The 16,948-nt window shown below is 37.1% G+C and carries 17 protein-coding genes and 1 other annotated feature; of the genes, 3 read left to right on the plus strand and 14 right to left on the minus strand.

The features are described from left to right. Window positions 1-124: 124 nt before the first annotated feature. The 4 genes from ACIQ7N_RS21365 to rpmG form a co-directional block, all read right to left on the minus strand. Window positions 125-2,020: an LTA synthase family protein gene (locus ACIQ7N_RS21365; RefSeq protein WP_274069001.1), complete on the minus strand. Its 1,896-nt coding sequence runs from the start codon at window positions 2,018-2,020 to the stop codon at window positions 125-127. Between the two features lie 280 nt (window positions 2,021-2,300). Then, entirely contained in the window at window positions 2,301-2,510 is a 210-nt protein-coding gene (locus tag ACIQ7N_RS21370) for a YqgQ family protein (RefSeq protein ID WP_132356742.1), read from the minus strand. After that, window positions 2,503-3,096 carry a 5-formyltetrahydrofolate cyclo-ligase gene (locus ACIQ7N_RS21375; RefSeq protein WP_402936026.1) on the minus strand — a complete coding sequence of 198 codons (594 nt, stop codon included), beginning with the start codon at window positions 3,094-3,096 and terminating at the stop codon, window positions 2,503-2,505. The genes ACIQ7N_RS21370 and ACIQ7N_RS21375 overlap by 8 nt, the downstream gene beginning before the upstream one ends. 62 nt (window positions 3,097-3,158) lie before the next feature. Continuing rightward, window positions 3,159-3,308 carry a 50S ribosomal protein L33 gene (gene rpmG, locus ACIQ7N_RS21380; RefSeq protein ID WP_008408521.1) on the minus strand — a complete coding sequence of 50 codons (150 nt, stop codon included), beginning with the start codon at window positions 3,306-3,308 and terminating at the stop codon, window positions 3,159-3,161. Between the two features lie 150 nt (window positions 3,309-3,458). Here rpmG and ACIQ7N_RS21385 point away from each other — a divergent pair, with 150 nt between their 5' ends. Next, window positions 3,459-3,911, plus strand: coding sequence for a hypothetical protein (locus ACIQ7N_RS21385; protein ID WP_402936028.1), 453 nt, complete (start codon window positions 3,459-3,461; stop codon window positions 3,909-3,911). Between the two features lie 3 nt (window positions 3,912-3,914). Continuing rightward, window positions 3,915-4,406: a hypothetical protein gene (locus ACIQ7N_RS21390; RefSeq protein WP_402936030.1), complete on the plus strand. Its 492-nt coding sequence runs from the start codon at window positions 3,915-3,917 to the stop codon at window positions 4,404-4,406. Between the two features lie 80 nt (window positions 4,407-4,486). Here ACIQ7N_RS21390 and ACIQ7N_RS21395 read toward each other — a convergent pair whose 3' ends face one another. The 9 genes from ACIQ7N_RS21395 to ACIQ7N_RS21435 form a co-directional block, all read right to left on the minus strand. After that, window positions 4,487-5,059 carry an anthranilate synthase component II gene (locus ACIQ7N_RS21395; RefSeq protein ID WP_402936032.1) on the minus strand — a complete coding sequence of 191 codons (573 nt, stop codon included), beginning with the start codon at window positions 5,057-5,059 and terminating at the stop codon, window positions 4,487-4,489. Further along, window positions 5,056-6,441: an anthranilate synthase component I gene (trpE, locus tag ACIQ7N_RS21400; protein WP_402936034.1), complete on the minus strand. Its 1,386-nt coding sequence runs from the start codon at window positions 6,439-6,441 to the stop codon at window positions 5,056-5,058. The genes ACIQ7N_RS21395 and trpE overlap by 4 nt, the downstream gene beginning before the upstream one ends. Before the next feature lie 161 nt (window positions 6,442-6,602). Continuing rightward, window positions 6,603-6,868, minus strand: a binding site (T-box leader). Window positions 6,869-6,907: 39 nt separating this feature from the next. Continuing rightward, a complete protein-coding gene (locus ACIQ7N_RS21405; RefSeq protein ID WP_274069005.1) occupies window positions 6,908-7,978 on the minus strand; it encodes a mechanosensitive ion channel family protein in 1,071 nt (356 codons plus the stop codon). A 73-nt stretch (window positions 7,979-8,051) separates the two neighbouring features. Further along, window positions 8,052-8,924, minus strand: a complete 873-nt coding sequence (locus tag ACIQ7N_RS21410) for a vWA domain-containing protein (protein ID WP_402936036.1) — start codon at window positions 8,922-8,924, stop codon at window positions 8,052-8,054. A gap of 506 nt (window positions 8,925-9,430) precedes the next feature. After that, window positions 9,431-10,090 carry a phosphate signaling complex protein PhoU gene (phoU, locus tag ACIQ7N_RS21415; protein ID WP_323657637.1) on the minus strand — a complete coding sequence of 220 codons (660 nt, stop codon included), beginning with the start codon at window positions 10,088-10,090 and terminating at the stop codon, window positions 9,431-9,433. 12 nt (window positions 10,091-10,102) lie between these two features. Further along, complete coding sequence (gene pstB, locus ACIQ7N_RS21420; RefSeq protein WP_132356751.1) at window positions 10,103-10,936, minus strand: phosphate ABC transporter ATP-binding protein PstB; 834 nt, start codon at window positions 10,934-10,936, stop codon at window positions 10,103-10,105. 12 nt (window positions 10,937-10,948) lie between these two features. Then, the gene (gene pstA / locus ACIQ7N_RS21425; RefSeq protein WP_402936039.1) at window positions 10,949-11,827 is read right to left on the minus strand and encodes a phosphate ABC transporter permease PstA; all 879 of its coding nucleotides are present in this window, start codon (window positions 11,825-11,827) and stop codon (window positions 10,949-10,951) included. 1 nt (window position 11,828) lies between these two features. Then, window positions 11,829-12,776 (minus strand): phosphate ABC transporter permease subunit PstC, encoded by a 948-nt coding sequence (gene pstC, locus ACIQ7N_RS21430; protein WP_402936041.1) that lies wholly within the window; start codon window positions 12,774-12,776, stop codon window positions 11,829-11,831. A gap of 64 nt (window positions 12,777-12,840) precedes the next feature. Next, a complete protein-coding gene (locus ACIQ7N_RS21435; RefSeq protein WP_402936043.1) occupies window positions 12,841-13,815 on the minus strand; it encodes a PstS family phosphate ABC transporter substrate-binding protein in 975 nt (324 codons plus the stop codon). A gap of 377 nt (window positions 13,816-14,192) precedes the next feature. Here ACIQ7N_RS21435 and ACIQ7N_RS21440 point away from each other — a divergent pair, with 377 nt between their 5' ends. Further along, window positions 14,193-14,390 (plus strand): hypothetical protein, encoded by a 198-nt coding sequence (locus ACIQ7N_RS21440; RefSeq protein ID WP_248716499.1) that lies wholly within the window; start codon window positions 14,193-14,195, stop codon window positions 14,388-14,390. A gap of 135 nt (window positions 14,391-14,525) precedes the next feature. Here the strand turns inward: ACIQ7N_RS21440 and ACIQ7N_RS21445 are convergent, their stop codons facing one another. After that, window positions 14,526-16,730: a peptidoglycan D,D-transpeptidase FtsI family protein gene (locus ACIQ7N_RS21445; protein ID WP_402936045.1), complete on the minus strand. Its 2,205-nt coding sequence runs from the start codon at window positions 16,728-16,730 to the stop codon at window positions 14,526-14,528. Window positions 16,731-16,948 lie beyond the last annotated feature (218 nt).

Consider the following 16,948-nt stretch of genomic DNA (forward strand, 5'->3'; position numbering starts at 1 on the left):
ACAGTAGAGTCACAGTGCCAAATGAAAAAAGCGAGGTATTCAACGATTTACTCGTTAAATACCTCGCGATGTGAGAAGATATAGACTTTTTCAGTCCCTCCATTAAATGAGATCTCTCTTGTTGTTACTTGGCTGCTCCTTGCTTCAAGTTACCTGTCTTTTGGTCATAGAAGCGGAGTAAATCACCGTTAATGATGGCATCCGAACTTTCAAGTTCTTTCGTAGCTCGATCAGCGTATGGCTGACATGGCTCACCATCAATTTCTTCACCAGTTGCTTTGTCATAACAAGCTTCACCAGCATATAAATATTTATCTGTTACAAAACGACCATCGCGGAAAACAATGAAGTCTTCATGCTCTGGTGAGAATAGGTCTGCACCAAGTTGCATATCTTTTGACGTTTCAACGCCAAGAAGGTGTAGAATTGTTGGACGTAAATCCATTTGTCCAGCAATCTCTGTCATTTCTTTACCATCACCTGATCCAGGAATATGGATAAATAAAGGTACTTCTTGTAGCATTGCATTATCAAATGGTGTAATGCTATCTTTTCCTAAATATTGAGCCATCGCTTTGTTGTGGTTTTCTGAAATACCGTAATGGTCACCATACATTACAATAATCGAGTTATCATATACACCTTGATCTTTTAAACTTTGGAAGAAGTCTTTAAGTGCTTCATCCATATAACGAACTGTTTGGAAATAACGATTTAATGTACCTGAGTTTGAAGTGTATTCAGGAATCATTACGTCTTCTGGATCCAATGTGAATGGATAATGGTTCGTTAAAGTAATTAGTCGAGAATAGAACGGCTGTGGCATATCTTTCATTAATGCTGCAGATTGCTCTACGAATGGGATATCTTTCATACCCCAGTTAACAGCTTGCCCTTCGCCAATCTTATATGAATCTATGTCATAGAATTTATTAATGTGTAATGATTGATACATTATGTCACGGTTCCAGAATGATTTATTATTCGGATGCATGACATTTGTAAAGTAGCCATTATCACCAAGACGCTCAGCCATTGAGTTATACGTATTTCCACCATGTGTGAAGAATACCGCACCACGACCTAAGCCGAACAATGAGTTTTCTAAAATAAACTCTGAGTCAGAAGTTTTCCCTAATCCAGTTTGGTGATAGAAGTTACTGAAATAATACGTATCTTTATCTTTTGTTAAAGAGTTTAAGAATGGTGTAATTTCATGACCATCCATTTGGTTATTAATCACAAAGTTCTGTAAAGACTCCATTGATACAACAATCAAATTACGACCTTTGTATTTACCAAACATTTCAGGGTTGACTGCTGCTTGATTTGAACGAATATAGTTGTTCACTTCTACTAATTCACTGCCATCCGCTAATGCACGTTGAGCAGAAGATTTTGATTGAATATAAATGTCATATAAATGGTAGTTATAAGTACCGATGTTTTTTACAAGTAATTCACGATCAAAGCTACGTGTTAACAATTGTGGACGCTCTGTTTCAGCTAATCCTAGGTTTAAGAACGACACAGCAATCGCTAATACGAAGTACGCGCGACGGAATTCCACGTTTACCTTTACTGCATCTTTCATCATAGGCAAATATTTATTAGCTAAAATAAGAATAAGTACGTCAACGAAATATAATAAATCCCAAGGGCTAACAATCGCTGCTACTGAAGTTCCTAAATCCCCAAAGTTATTTGTTTGGAATAATACCGGTAACGTAATAAAGTCGTTGTAGAAGCGATAGAACGCAACATTGCCGTATAAGACGATTGACAAGATAACACTGATAGTTATTATATAACGACTTTTAACTTTTGGCGATTTAAAGAATAACGATATACCATAAGCAAATAGCACGAAGCTTAATGGATTAATAAACAAAATAAATTGTTGCATCGCATTTTCGATTTTCATCTCAAAGCTTGTGTGATAAACAATGACCGTTTTTATCCAAGTTGCTACGATTGCTAGTATCATAAATGAATGTTTAGGCCACTTTATTGATTTCATCCTTAACATCCTCCCTACTTTCTTACAAAAAAATAATATTTTTAACAATTTGTTACTGAAACAAAATATATCTTAATCCATTTTTTACAGATAATCAATAGATATATTTTGGGAAAAACTGTGCCCCTTGTTCGTAAATGGGCCGGATAGTAATATATACGTTTTCGTTTGTAAAAAGTTTCGTAAATCATAAAAACAGTGGAAAACCACTGTTTTTTAAGAATATTACATACATATTACATCATCTTTACAATACCACAAATAAATTATATTTAAAACATTACTTATTATTTTCTTTCATGCGCAGCTTTGTTGTTTCTTGTCGAATTAGTAATAATGCCATTTGGTAATCTTTAATATCTAGTACATTCGCTTTATACAACTCACGAATTTCATCCTCCATTAACATCAAATCACCAATAGGATCTCGTGTGTAAATATAAGTACCATATGTTTTTAATAATTCATAAATATCTAACATTTTATCCATTTTTGTTCGCTCCTCGATGTGTTACACAGTCAATACGTTTTGTCGGTGTCACAATGATATCTACTGGGCAATCGTGTGCTTCTGTAGGTACACGTTCATATAGCTGCTCATTAAATAACAAAGACATGAGCTTACCCTTTGTATAGTTTAATACATAGCGATCATAATAACCACCGCCATAGCCTATACGATAGCCGAACTTATCAAAAACAACTCCTGGAACAAGTATGACGTCCATTTCATTTGCGTCAACAAACTCACACTGCTCTGGAATTGGCTCACGCAAATGCATATACACAGTTTCTAGCTGGGCAAACGAATCAATGGCGTAAAATAACATTTCTCTTGTTTTTGAGTTGCATTTAGGCACAGCGACTTTTTTACCAAGTTGCCATAGTTCTTCAATTAATTGAATTGTGTCGACTTCTGGCTTATTGGAAATAGTAATGCCAATTGTAGTTGCTTCTATTATATATGGTTCCTGTAGCACTTTTTTAACTACAGCATTTGATTGATCGCGGTAAGCTACTTCGCTAATTTTTGCAAGAGCTTCCTTTACCTCGTTCCGCAAAGTTGTTTTATCCATCCTAAGCTACCTCCTAAAATGTAGAAAGCCAAAACCACAAGTGGTTTTGGCTTAATGAGCGATTACTTAGTTTCACGGTGAAGAGTGTATTTCTTCTCGCGAGAGCAATATTTTTTAAGTTCAAGACGCTCTGGATTGTTACGCTTGTTCTTTTTAGAAATGTAGTTACGTTCGCCGCAATCTGTGCAAGCTAAAGTAATGTTTACGCGCATTATTAACCCTCCCACTCTATATCAAGAATTTAAATTTTGAGCATGATTTATACGACTAACCCATTATAACATAAAATAAAAAAAAATCTAGCTTCATTTCATATTAAGTTTGCATATGGTAAAATACCTTATAATTACATACTTAATGAGGTGAAACTATTGGATTTATCCATCATACTTATGATTGTAGGGATTCTTCTAATTATTACTTCGTTCTTTTTCAAAAATAGCGCGAAAAAGGTCGAACAAGATGTAGAGGAGCTATCCATCTCTATTTTTCAAGAAACAAATAATTTAAAACGTCGTCTGAAAATTGTTGAGGAAGAACTGTTATTAGAGCCAGAGTTCCAGGTTAAATCACCGCCAGCACAAAATAACGCGATACCAAACCCAAAAGTTCAACAAGTTATGCAAGCTGTTCAACAGGCTGCTCAGGCATCGAAAACAGGACAGGCTGCATCAAAAACGAAACCTATACATCAAATTATTGTAAGTCAGGTGCTTGAACTAAATAAGCAGGGTCTATCTACAGCAGATATCAGTATTCGTTCAAATTTAACTGAAGAGCAAGTCCGCCAAGTAATTGCAAACGGAGGTCGGTAATTCATGAAAATGTCCGCTATCCGTGCATTTGGTATTGCGCTTTTTCTTGTCGGAGCTTTGCTAGCTTTAGCGGCGCGTTTCGATCTCAATATCGGTCTTCCAACTAAAGCTTCCCCAAATGCAGAAAATGTAGAAGAGTTGCAAAAAAAACTCGACCAGGCAAATAAAGAAATTGCATTATTAAAGGAACAAGCTAAGCAACCTTCAAAGGAAACGAAGACAGATACTCCTAAAACAACGGCTAAAGAAAATCAAAAATCGGGCGGTGCACCGGCAAAAGCTACAACTATGTCACTCCAAATTTACAGTGGTATCACACCATATATCGTGGCGCAAAAGCTTGAAGATGGTGGCATTATCGACAATAGTGTTGAAATGGAACTGCTACTTGCTAACCCTAAATACGCGCGAAGCTTACAAATTGGCTCTTACGAAGTCAATTCTTCGATGTCTTTAGAGGAAATTGCAAAATTGATTACAGGGAAAAAGCAATAATAATACGATTCGATTAATAAAGATGGCTGTCATCAAAAATCACAACTACTGATTTTCGATGACAGCCTCTTTTGTTTCATTTATGAAATTTGTTCGATGAAAGCTCGCATCATGATACTGCCCTCTTTTGTCCCAATGGATTCTGGATGAAATTGCAGCCCAAAGAGTGGGTACTCCTTATGTTGAATTGCCATGATTTCACTATCATCACTAGACTTTGCTAAAATATTAAAATCCTCATGTAACGTGCTTTGCTCAATGACGAGAGAATGATAACGCATTACTTCGATTTTACCATCTAACTGAGCAAATAAGCCTGCTTTTTCATATTGAATAGGCGATAATTTTCCATGCATTATATTTTTAGCTTGAACAATGTTTCCTCCAAATGCTTGCCCTATCGATTGGTGTCCAAGACAAATGCCCAAAATCGGAAACTTCGTATAAAGCTCTTTGATCACATCCACTGTTATTCCTGCATCAATCGGCCTACCTGGGCCGGGTGATAAAATAATGGCTTCAGGTTGCATTTTCTGAATGTCTTCAATTGTTATTTCATCATTCCGTACTACTTTTACATTTTTCCCAAGCATTCGTATTTGCTGAAATAAATTATATGTGAATGAATCATAGTTATCGATCAGTAAAATCATTTTTTTACCTCCAATAACGCTCGAGCTTTATTTAACGTTTCTTCGTATTCAGACAAGGGCACTGAATCGTAAACAATACCAGCACCTGCCTGTACATGGGCACGATGATCCTTGATGATCATTGTTCGAATGGCTAAAGCTAAATCCATATCACCTGTAGCAGAAATATAGCCTACCGCACCTGCATAGACACCACGCTTCACAGGCTCGAGCTCATTGATAAGTTGCATAGCACGAATTTTCGGCGCACCTGATACTGTACCAGCAGGTAAGCAAGCTCGAAGAACATCCAAAACATGTACATCATCATGTAATTCTCCGATAACCTCTGATACAATATGCATAACATGTTTATAGCGCTCAATATGCATATATTTCATCAATTTTACTGAACCCACTTTGGCAATACGTCCAAGATCATTTCGCCCTAAATCCACCAGCATCCGATGTTCAGCGATTTCTTTTTCATCATTTAAGAGACCTTCCGCAATCACGTTATCCTGCTCCACAGTTTTACCCCTTGGCTTCGTACCAGCTATAGGATTGGTCGTTACCTTTCGCTCTTTCACCTTAACGAGACTTTCAGGAGATGTTCCTAAAATGGTATACGTGCCGAAATCCATATAGAACATATATGGTGAAGGGTTAGAAGTACGTAATTGACGATATAAAGCAAAAGGGTTACCTGTATATGGTGAAGTGAAGCGTTGTGATAAAACAATCTGAAAAATATCACCTTTACGAATATGCTGTTTGGCACATTCAACCAATGCTACAAAATTTTCTTTGGCGATCATTGGTCTGAAATCTAGCTTTCCAAACGTCGTGTCGTCAAATGTTGATCCAGCATATAGCTGCTCCTTTATCATAGAAATAGCCAATTCCATCGCTTCAAGAGAACGCCCTTCATCAAATAAATCGATTGCCGCTAGTGTAATCTCTTGCTTTAAATGATCAAAAACAATGAATGTATCATAGAAAAAAATATGGACATCCGGCATTTCTAAATCATCCTGTAAGTATTCGCCTATTTTTTCTGAATAAAATGCTGTTTCGTAACCAAAGAAACCAATTGCTCCTCCAAAAAAGGCAAACGGGTATTGCGCCTGATGAAACGGCATAACTTGCTGTAATTTTTCTAATACATTGGCACTCGATTTTTCTGTTTCTCCACCTTTGGAAAAAGAATAACCATTCCTATCTCCAATCAGTTCTGCAATTGGATTGACGGCAATAAATGAGTAACGTCCACTTTCTTCATGCTTGGCAGACGACTCGAAAAGCATCTTATGCTCCCCTTCAAGTGATTGATAAACGGAAATTGGCGTCATCATATCACCCTGTAATACCTTCATGGCAAACTTTCTAAGCTCAACTGTCATACTCTCTCTCCTCTTCTTTGCTCTGCTCTTCTACACCAAAAATAATCAATTAGGCTTCGGCGTAATAGACGCTTTCGCTTCTAAAAACATGGCGTCCAGAATTTGAAACTGTGTAAAACACTATTCATTCCGCCAAACCATATAAAAAGGCCTTCCCATCGCAAAAGGACGGAAAAGCCGTGGTGCCACCTTCATTGGTCTTTATTAATTATGCCCCAGCATAATTACATTCAGCTGACGTTTGAATACTCGCTGAAGGAGTTAAAAGACCCACTCTATACCCTGTAACGTAGGCAGACGCTAATCCATACTTTATTCAGGATTAGAGCTCCGAAGTCCATTCACTATTTATTTGTACTAGTTTCCACCAAGCACTAGCTCTCTATAACAAATAATAATAGTTACTACTCTTCATCAAAGCTGATAACATGTATTCATTGTAAAGTAAATAAACTAACAATTCAATTTATTTTTTATTACGAAACCATTCATCTTCAGCTGGATTTGCTAGTATAATAGTTAGTTCTTGAAAGATTTGACGTATAGCAAATAAAATATCTTGTCGCACATTTAGCATCTCCGCCGTATCATTTGTTGTTACATAGAAACGCACAAGGACACGATACGAGGTTGGATAAAACTCATCTATAAATACATGAATCATTTCTTTTTCTGTTTGAGCATGCAAATAAATTTCCTTTTGAATGGTACTTAAAGCACTTCGTAGTTTTTCCTCTTCATTTTCAGCAGCTACGAATAAAAATTGCTCACATTTTCGTTTTTCTCGTCTCGATAAATTATAGATTGGTCGATTTACCAAATAGGAGTTAGGTACATAAACTAGACCTTTATCCCCCGTTTGAATTAAAGTACTTCGAAGATTAATATCTTCGATAGTTCCTTCAATTTTTTGGTCCTCCGTTGCTATCCAATCGCCAATTTGAAAGGGGTTATCTAATGCGACTGACATCCCACCAAAAACATGTGCTAGTGTATCTCGAATACCAAAAGCAATCGCGACACCAGTTAAGCCAATCCCGGTTAAAAAGCCATTCAAATTAAAATCCCAAAAAGAAGCAATCGTAAACATTGCCAATATCATAATGAGCACTTTTCCTATACGAAGGAAAAAAGGTAATAGAACATTTGGTTCTTCATCGTTATTCAACGGCAGTGGCTGCTTTGTATAATAATTTAAAACATCGTATACGCCTTTGAACGCAAAAAAGACCATAATAGACCATACAAAATTTTTAGTTGCTACATGTGTAAATAAAAAGATTTCTAATAAAATTGATAAGCTGAGTACAATTATTGCAGACATAAATGCATAGCGAATCGCTTTATTAAATTGTGCGAGTACTGTTGCCTGAAAGTAACGCTGACGATTTCTCAAAAATGTAACAGTACGATTAATAATTTTCTTTATAACAAACTGCTGAAAAAGCCAACCAATTACACAAAGTGCAACGGCAATAATAATTTCCATCCACGTTGGGGTTGAAATATTAGGTAATAACCATTTCAATGAATTCAAATTTCATTCTCCTCTAACTACTATGTATATTCACAGAAAAGGAGCCGATCAGCAATGACGATCAGCTCCGTTTTTATTGAATTGCATCATCCGCAAAAAAAGCCTTATTAGCAAACCAAAATTGCTGCTCATTAAAATTATGTTCATGCATAACGATGACCGAAAATTCAGCATGGTACTTACGCTTCATTTCCTCAAGTACAGCCTTTGCTTGCTTTCCAACAAGATGCTGCCCATCAATAGGAGTGCCTTCTGTAAAAATAATAATATCCGCTTCTGTACAATGTTGATTTTCTTGCAGCAAGCCCTTTACAAAATGGAGCACAGGCAGAATTTCCGCTTCTCCCTTTGTCCTATAATTTATAAAATCCTTAAAATCGGATAAATTTAAATGCCCGCCTTCAAATCGAAAATGTACATGTACTTGACAGTCATATGGAACGATATATAAATCTCGACGTTCACGATGCGCACTCATAAATAACGGTAAAATTATGCTCTTACAAAGGTCAGAATATGCCGCCATACCCGTTGTTTGCTCAAGGCAGATAATAATTGGACCTGTTTCTTTTTTATATTCCTCAAACGGAACATATAGGATATTTCCTTTTTTTATGGTTTGCCGATTAAGCTTTCGACGCCTAGCTATGTGCCACTTTCGCTCATCATACAAGCGCTGCTCTTTTCCATTGGCCAATCGTTCGGCATGCTCAACAGCTGGTATATTTTCATAAATTTCATGCATGATATCTGCCAATTCAAGTGCAAATGCTGCCATACTTCGCAATGTTTCACTCTTGTAAAAAAAATCTATAAAAAAATGTTGTTCGATGTTACTTAATTCCTCAAGATGTAAGTTTTCATATAGAAAACGAAAAAAGTCACATTGTTCTGACGTGAATGCCAGATCAAATTTCTCTAAGAGTGATTCTACAGCGTCTTTCACAAGCAGCACCTCTTCAACACAATTTTTCGGATAATGTCTATAGTATAACCAAAATAATTTTTTGACAATACAATAACGCTTGCAGTATTTTGACGCTATTTTTAATAAAATGTTGCTGTTACTTAGTATTATTAAAATACGGCTTTTCAGCAAGGCGAGGGGTTGATTTCCGTTCCAAATGAGCGCTTTATCGCTGACGCTTCGCTTTCGCACATTTTCAACACTATGAAAAAAAGAGCCTATAATTGGCTCTTATCAGACCGCAAAACAAACGTTCCTCCTAATGAATAAAGTTTTGTTTTTACTGTCGATAGGAACTGTTGATTCACGGAGAGTGGTGACTCTAGCGGGATGAGCTTGAGCAGAAAGCCCCGCAGGAACGAAGTGACGAGGAGGTTAAGGCCAAGCCAGCGGAAAGCGCCAACTAAGAGTGAAAATCAACCTTTGTTTTTTGATCCACTTTATGTCGACAAACTAAAAAGAGCCTATAATTGGCTCTTCTGTTACTAATTATTTAATTCATAATGTTTACCTTTGACTAAATAAAATAAGTGTTCAGCAATATTTGTTGCATGGTCAGCTGAGCGCTCTAAATATCGGCAAACAAAGGTTAAATGTGTGATTTGAGAAATATGTGCTGGATTTTCTGCACCGGCGCGTAGCAATAGCGTGATCGTTGCACCATATAAATCATCGACGTAATCATCTAGTTCAGCAATTTCCTTGGCATGAACAGTATCTTCCTCTGTAAAAGCTTTGATAATACTTTCTAGCATTTCAACTGTTTTGTTACACATCGTTTGCAAATTTGATGTAGGGAAGACAAGTGGCTCTTTGCCAATACGAATCGTCTCTTTTGCAATATTTACTGCATAGTCCCCTACTCTTTCCATATCAGATGCTGCTTTGACTAGCACCATGAGACGACGTAAGTCAGTAGCTACCGGCTGCTGCTTAGCAATCATTAAAATAATATGATCATTGATTTCCTCTTCAAGGCGATTGATGATTAAATCGTCCTCAAGAATCTTTAAGGATGTCTCTAAATCTTGATTTAATAATGCTTCAAATGCTATTTTAAGAGCATTGATACTACTATTGGCTATCTCGATAAATTGCTCTTGGACTTCTTTTAATTCCTGTTCGAAACGTTCACGCACTACCATCTAATCTCCCCCTTAACCGAAACGACCTGAAATATAATCTTCAGTACGTTGATCTGCTGGTGTTTGGAAGATAACGTCTGTTTTATCGTACTCAACAACCTCTCCGTTTAGGAAAAATGCTGTTCGATCAGAAATTCGTGCCGCTTGCTGCATATTATGTGTCACGATAATAATTGAATAATCTTTTTTCAGCTCTTGTACAAGTTCCTCAACTTTTAATGTAGAAATCGGATCAAGTGCAGATGTTGGCTCATCCATTAAAATAACATCTGGTTCGATCGCTAAACAACGTGCCATACAAATTCGTTGTTGCTGACCACCTGATAAACCATATGCATTTTGATTTAAGCGATCTTTTACTTCATCCCAGATTGCCGCACCGCGCAATGATTTTTCAACGATTTCATCAAGAATTTTTTTATTTTTTATGCCGTGGATACGTGGCCCATATGCAATATTATCGTAAATTGACTTCGGGAATGGGTTTGGCTTTTGGAATACCATACCTACACGAGTGCGTAATTCCTCAACAGTATAGCTTTTATCTAAAATATTGCGCTCACGATATACTATTTCACCTGATGTTCGAACACTCGGTACAAGTTCTACCATTCTATTTAGCGTTTTTAAATAGGTAGATTTACCACAGCCTGAAGGGCCAATTATAGCTGTTACTTCATTTTCGTAGATGCTTAAATTGATGTCTTTTAAACCATGATGATCTCCGTACCATAAATTTAAATTACGTGTATCATATACTACTGTTTTAGCAGCATCGGTCGATGGCTTTATCGCCGTATGAATCGATTTAACAATTGAATTTTCCTCTTTTATTTCCAGTACCATAAGGTCACCTCATTAATAACGTTTTTGGAATTTATTTCGAATAAAGATGGCAATAGAGTTCATCAGTAAAAGCACTGTCATAAGAACTAAAATACCCGCTGCCGCTACATATTGAAATGCCTCTTGCGGACGTTTTGCCCAATCGTAAATTTGCATTGGTAAAGCTGTGAATTGGCTTAATAGACCATTAGGTAAAAATTGTAAAATCACTGGAATTCCAATAACAACAAGTGGTGCTGTTTCACCAATCGCGCGAGACATCGCTAATATACTTCCTGTTAAAATCCCAGGAATAGCTGCTGGTAGCACAACATGCAATATCGTTTGCCATTTTGTCGCGCCCATACCGTAAGAAGCTTCGCGCTGTTCATTCGGGACTGCACGAATAGCCTCCTGCGCCGCAACAATAATCACTGGTAAAATTAATAAACTCATTGTTAAACCGGCTGCTAAAACACTTTTCCCTAGTCCCAACATTCGAACAAAAATTGTTAACCCAAGTAAACCAAAAACAATGGACGGTACACCTGCTAGGTTAGAAATATTCATACGAATAAAGTCGTTTAGTCTATTTTTCTTTGCATATTCCTCTAAATAGATCGCAGTTCCTACACCTATAATAATCGACACTGGCGCAACAACTGCCATCAGCCAAAGTGAACCAATTAAAGCTGCCTTAATGCCCGCTTTGTCTGCAAAACGCGAAGCAAAATTTGTTAAGAAATCGATTGATAAATAGTCGACACCTTGTGTTACTATACGATAAAGCAAAATAGCTAGTGTCACTAATGCAAAGGTCGTTGCTAAGAAAAAGAAGAACTTCCAAATTTTATTGAATGTTATACGCTTTGTCATTCGTTTCATGACGACCGTGTCATCAATATAGCGCATGCTAGTAAACCTCCCTAAAGCGTTTCGAAATATATTGAGCAAGTAAATTCATCACTAAAGTAAAGATAAATAATGTGAATCCTACTGAATAAATCGAATAATAAATTGTCGTACCATAGCCAGCATCACCTGTTGCAACTTGTACTATATACGCAGTCATCGTTTGAATCGAGTCTGTCACATCTAAATCGAATTTAGGTGTAGATCCACCAGCAAGTGATACGATCATCGTTTCACCAATTGCCCGGGAAATAGCAAGGACAACTGAAGCAATAATGCCTGATAATGCAGCTGGTAATACTACTTTTATAGCTACTTCAAACTTTGTTGCTCCAAGAGCTAGCGCTCCTTCACGCATACTGTTCGGGACAGATGACATCGCATCCTCAGAAAGTGACGTTATCATCGGTAGAATCATAATGCCTACAACAATCCCCGGACTAAGTGCATTAAAAAGTTTCAGCCCTGGAATGATTTGCTGTAACATTGGCGTTACAAATGTTAATGCAAAAAAGCCATAAACAATCGTTGGTACACCTGCTAACACTTCTAAAATAGGCTTAACCGTACGTCTTACTTTTTCGCTTGCATATTCACTTAAATAAATTGCCGAAGCAATGCCAAATGGTACTGCTACAGCAACTGCAATAAGTGTGACTTTCAATGTTCCAGCGATTAAAGGTAAAACCCCAAATAATGGTTCCTTTCCTGAAAACGGTAGCCACTGTGTACCAAATAGGAAATCCGTAATCGAAACACGTTTAAAGAATTCAAACGTTTCAAAAATAAGGGTGAAAACAATGCCAAATGTCGTCAATATAGAGATAAGTGCCGCAGAAAATAATAGGGTTGGCATTGCTTTTTCCACTATTTTCTTTATTTTTTTATTGCGCGAATTTGCAATTAATTGCTGCACAGATGATGTCTTGTTTTCTTTTTGAGAAACCATTGGGTGCTCCTTTCAAATAAGCGAGGGAAAGAGCATACATCTCTTTCCCTCTATGCATGTCTACTTATTTTAAGCCTTCTAAAGTTTTTAAAGCCTCACTATATTTATCTTCTGGTAGGCTGACATAACCTACTGCTTCTGCCATATCTCCTGCGTGTTCAAGTGTATATTTGATAAAGTCATATGCCGCTTCGCTTTCTTTCATAGCACTATTTTTCACATATACAAATAGTGGTCGTGAAAGCGGTGCGTATTCACCAGCTTCAATTGTTTTATTTGTTGGCTCGACGCCATTTACTTTTACAAGCCCTAATTTATCTTTATTTTCTAGGTAATAAGCATAGCCAAAGAAGCCGATTGCGTTTTTGTCACCTGCTACACCTTGAACTAGCATGTTATCATCCTCTGATAATGTTGCTGATTTTGCTAGATCCGCACCGTCTAAAATCGTTTCATCAAAGTAATCGTACGTTCCTGAATCAGTGCCTGGTGAATAATACACGATCTTTTCATCTGGCCAAGATGGATCTATATCAGACCATTTTTTAGCTTTACCATCTTCAACCCAGATTTTCTTTAATTGCTCAACAGTTAAATCCTTCGCCCAATCATTTTCAGGATTCACGACAATTGATATGCCATCATATGCTAAAGGAAGTTCTGTAAAAGCAATTCCTGCTTTCTCTAGTTTTGCTTTCTCTTCATCCTTTACATGACGAGATGCATTTGAAAAGTCTGTCTCACCTGCGATGAATTTTTCAAAGCCACCACCAGTACCAGAAACACCTACCGATACTTTGACATTCGGTTGAGTCCCTGCATATTCTTCAACAACTGCTTCAATAATTGGTGCAACTGTTGATGAACCATCCCCAGCCACAGCCCCTTGCAGTTTTTTGTCTGCAGCGTCTTGTCCTGAGCTCGCTGGTGCATTTGTTTCTGCATTTTTACCATTTTGTGCAGAGTCACTACCACACGCCCCAAGCATTAATGCTGAACCCATTACCGCTGTCATCGTTAAGTACTTCCACTTTTTCATCTCATTTGCCTCCGTCACTAACATTTTTATAGTTATTTGTCTTACAATCTTTACTATAATGACTAAATGTTGAAGTCGTATAAACAGTTCGTAAAAGAGACGTAAAGGAATGTAATGCTTTGTAAACAATTGTAAAGATGAATTTACAATTGTAGCTGTTGCCAGGTTAACAATGCGTCCAGATTTTGAATTGTGCCTAGGCTGTACGAGGTCCGACACGTTGTCTGCCATTTCGATAATGCCACACGCCATGGCGTTTTTACCGATGCAGGTCAGATAGCCGTTTTGCTTTAATCATCAGATAAACTTGCTTCCTTTTGGAAAGATGCTATAATAAGCAATTGTGTCAGGAAATAATCTAAGAGGAGTTTGACTTTGTGATTAAACATACAAAAGTACAAAATACCGATTACTTTAAAACGTATTTAACACTTATTATGGAACATCGTGAATATACTCTACAGGAAGCCGTTGATTTTATGGTAGAGACTTATTTCTGTAATAATATAGAGCTTTATGGATTAAAGCCGAAACAACAATTTGAATTAGCTATTCAACAATTATCTGTACAATAGGCCTTTTATATAAAAATAAATAAAACACGGTATGAAAATGATGATTTTTCATTCCGTGTTTTTTTGCGCGGTAGTCAATAATACTCTAAAACTGTAAAAAAACCGCTAGGCATGTAAATGCACTAGCGGTTTCTCTTATTTTTGCTCATCTTCACCAATTTTGTCTTTTGAAATAGCTGGTAAAATTGGTTGTTTTACATTACTATCAGTCACTTTCTCAGTGTTATATTTTGCTTTTAACTCAAAATATTTATCGACAGCACGACGAGCTATCTCATTATTATTTGATAAATGCTGAGTCGTGTAGGTCGTTGCCCATGGAATAACAACTGCGTAGGCAATTTCAGGATTATCAAACGGTGCAAAGCCAACATGTGTTAAGTTAATCGTACTTGTACCATAATAATCACGTAATGGTCCATAATAAACTACCTCTGCTGTCCCCGTTTTTCCCGCTGCTGTATACGGTGCATTTCCAAATTGTCTTTTTGCTGTACCATTTGCGCCCGTATAAACACGTCGTAGCCCTTGTTTTACATAGTTAATTTCATCTGATGAATTATCAATATGATTTAAAATTGTTGGTCCTATTTCTGTTACTAATTGGCCTAGCGATTGCCCATCTTTTGATGGCTCACGTACCTCTTTCACAACATGTGGCTGAATGCGATAGCCACCATTTGCGATTGTCGAGATATATTGCGCCAATTGTAACGGTGTATACGTATCATACTGCCCAATCGCTAAGTCGAGTGCTTTACCCCCATAGGTTGGACCAGTTGGACCTTGTACCCCATTAAATTCATTAGGTAAATCAATCCCTGTATTTACACCTAACCCGAATTGTGCATAAGAATTACGCATTTTAGGGAATGTATCATCTTTTAATCGAAGTGGCATCCCATAGCTATATGGCGTTCCATTAATAAGCAAAGCTGTTTTAAACATATAAACGTTAGAAGATTGCTCCAAGGCTCTTAAACCATCCATTGTAATATAGCCACTACGGTTAAAAATAGAAGATTTCTTTTTAGTATTCAGTAATTGAATCGGCTCATCTCCAAATATAGTACTTGGCTGAATGACTCCCAATTTATACCCAGTAAGTAATGTTGCTGCTTTAACTGCAGATCCAGACTCATAAGCTGTTGTGAAGGTTCCATATGAAAAATCGACGACTTCATTTTTCCCTGTTTCAGGATTTTTCTCAATTTTCTTACCAACCATTGATAAAATATCGCCTGTGTTTGGGTCCATCATTACTAAAAAAGCACGATCAAGTAAACGGGAACCTCCCTGTGATTTTAACTTTAGCAACTCTTCCTCAACAATTTTTTCAGTTGCAGCCGTTAACTCACTATCTAGTGTTAAGACTAAATCTTTACCAGGCTCTCCTTCATAGGTCGTAACGGTATCAACTACCTGCCCTTTTTTATTCGTAATATTTTTAACGACTGATTTTTGCCCTTGCAGTAAATCTTCATATTGCGCTTCAATATAACTTTCACCAACACGGTCATTTCGTGAATAATCACGAGCTAAATAATAATTCAGCTTTTCTTTTGGAATCCCTTTTGCTGGTACTGTTGTGCGTCCTAAAATAGCGAGTGAAGATAATTTCAAACGCTTCCAGTCAGTTGTTGTGTTAACGCCCGGTAATTGAGTCAAACGCTCAGAGACACGCGCAAATTCATCGGCAGATACATTTTCACTCTTAATAATTTGCGGTGATAAATTGTATCCTGATGCCATCTCTCGATAGATTGCTAGTACTTCTAAGTCCTTATCTGTCAATTGTAATAATTCTTCGTTTGTAATTCGTTCACGAACAAGTTTATCTATTTGCGCATTGATTTGACTTTCCGTTACATTTTCTTGTGCCCTAATTTTCTTTTTTTCTTTATCTGTTACTTTTTCATAGGCAGCGTCTTTATTTTTTATAATCCAAAAATCTTGTTTGTCACGTAATGTAACACGTTTCGTTGGCTGCTCAATCAATTGTGCCAGCTTTTCGGCTATGTCTACCATTTCCTTTGTTGTTGTCGTTGACATTTTTGTATACGTAATGGCATTTTCCGGTTGGTTATCCACTAAAATACGGCCATATCGATCATACATTCGTCCCCTTGGCACACTTGTATTGACAGCTACTTCCTCTTTACGCTCTAATTCGCGTACATAATCTTCCCCTTTTACAATTTGCATATAGCCAAGTCTAAAAATTAGCAATGAAAATACTAGAAATATAGCAAAGAAAAGGACATTCATACGAAATGTTAAATTAGAGTGATGTTTTGCTTTAACACTCGTCGCGCGATTTTTTCCCGGTGCTTTGCGCATATGTATTCCCCTCCTCATCTAATTACAATTTAAATACACGATATTTAGTATACCATTCGAAGGTACGACAGGAAAGCATCCACTTGAGAATTAATGATGGAAAACATCATTTAGTCGCTTTGACTCTTCTTTCCGTCGCTTTGACTTTTCCTTCCGTCGCTCGGATTTCCTTCCGTCGCTCTGGCTCTACTTTCCATCGCTTTGACTCTTCCTTCCGT

This window comes from Lysinibacillus sp. NPDC095746, from assembly GCF_044763535.1.
Taxonomy (GTDB): domain Bacteria; phylum Bacillota; class Bacilli; order Bacillales_A; family Planococcaceae; genus Lysinibacillus.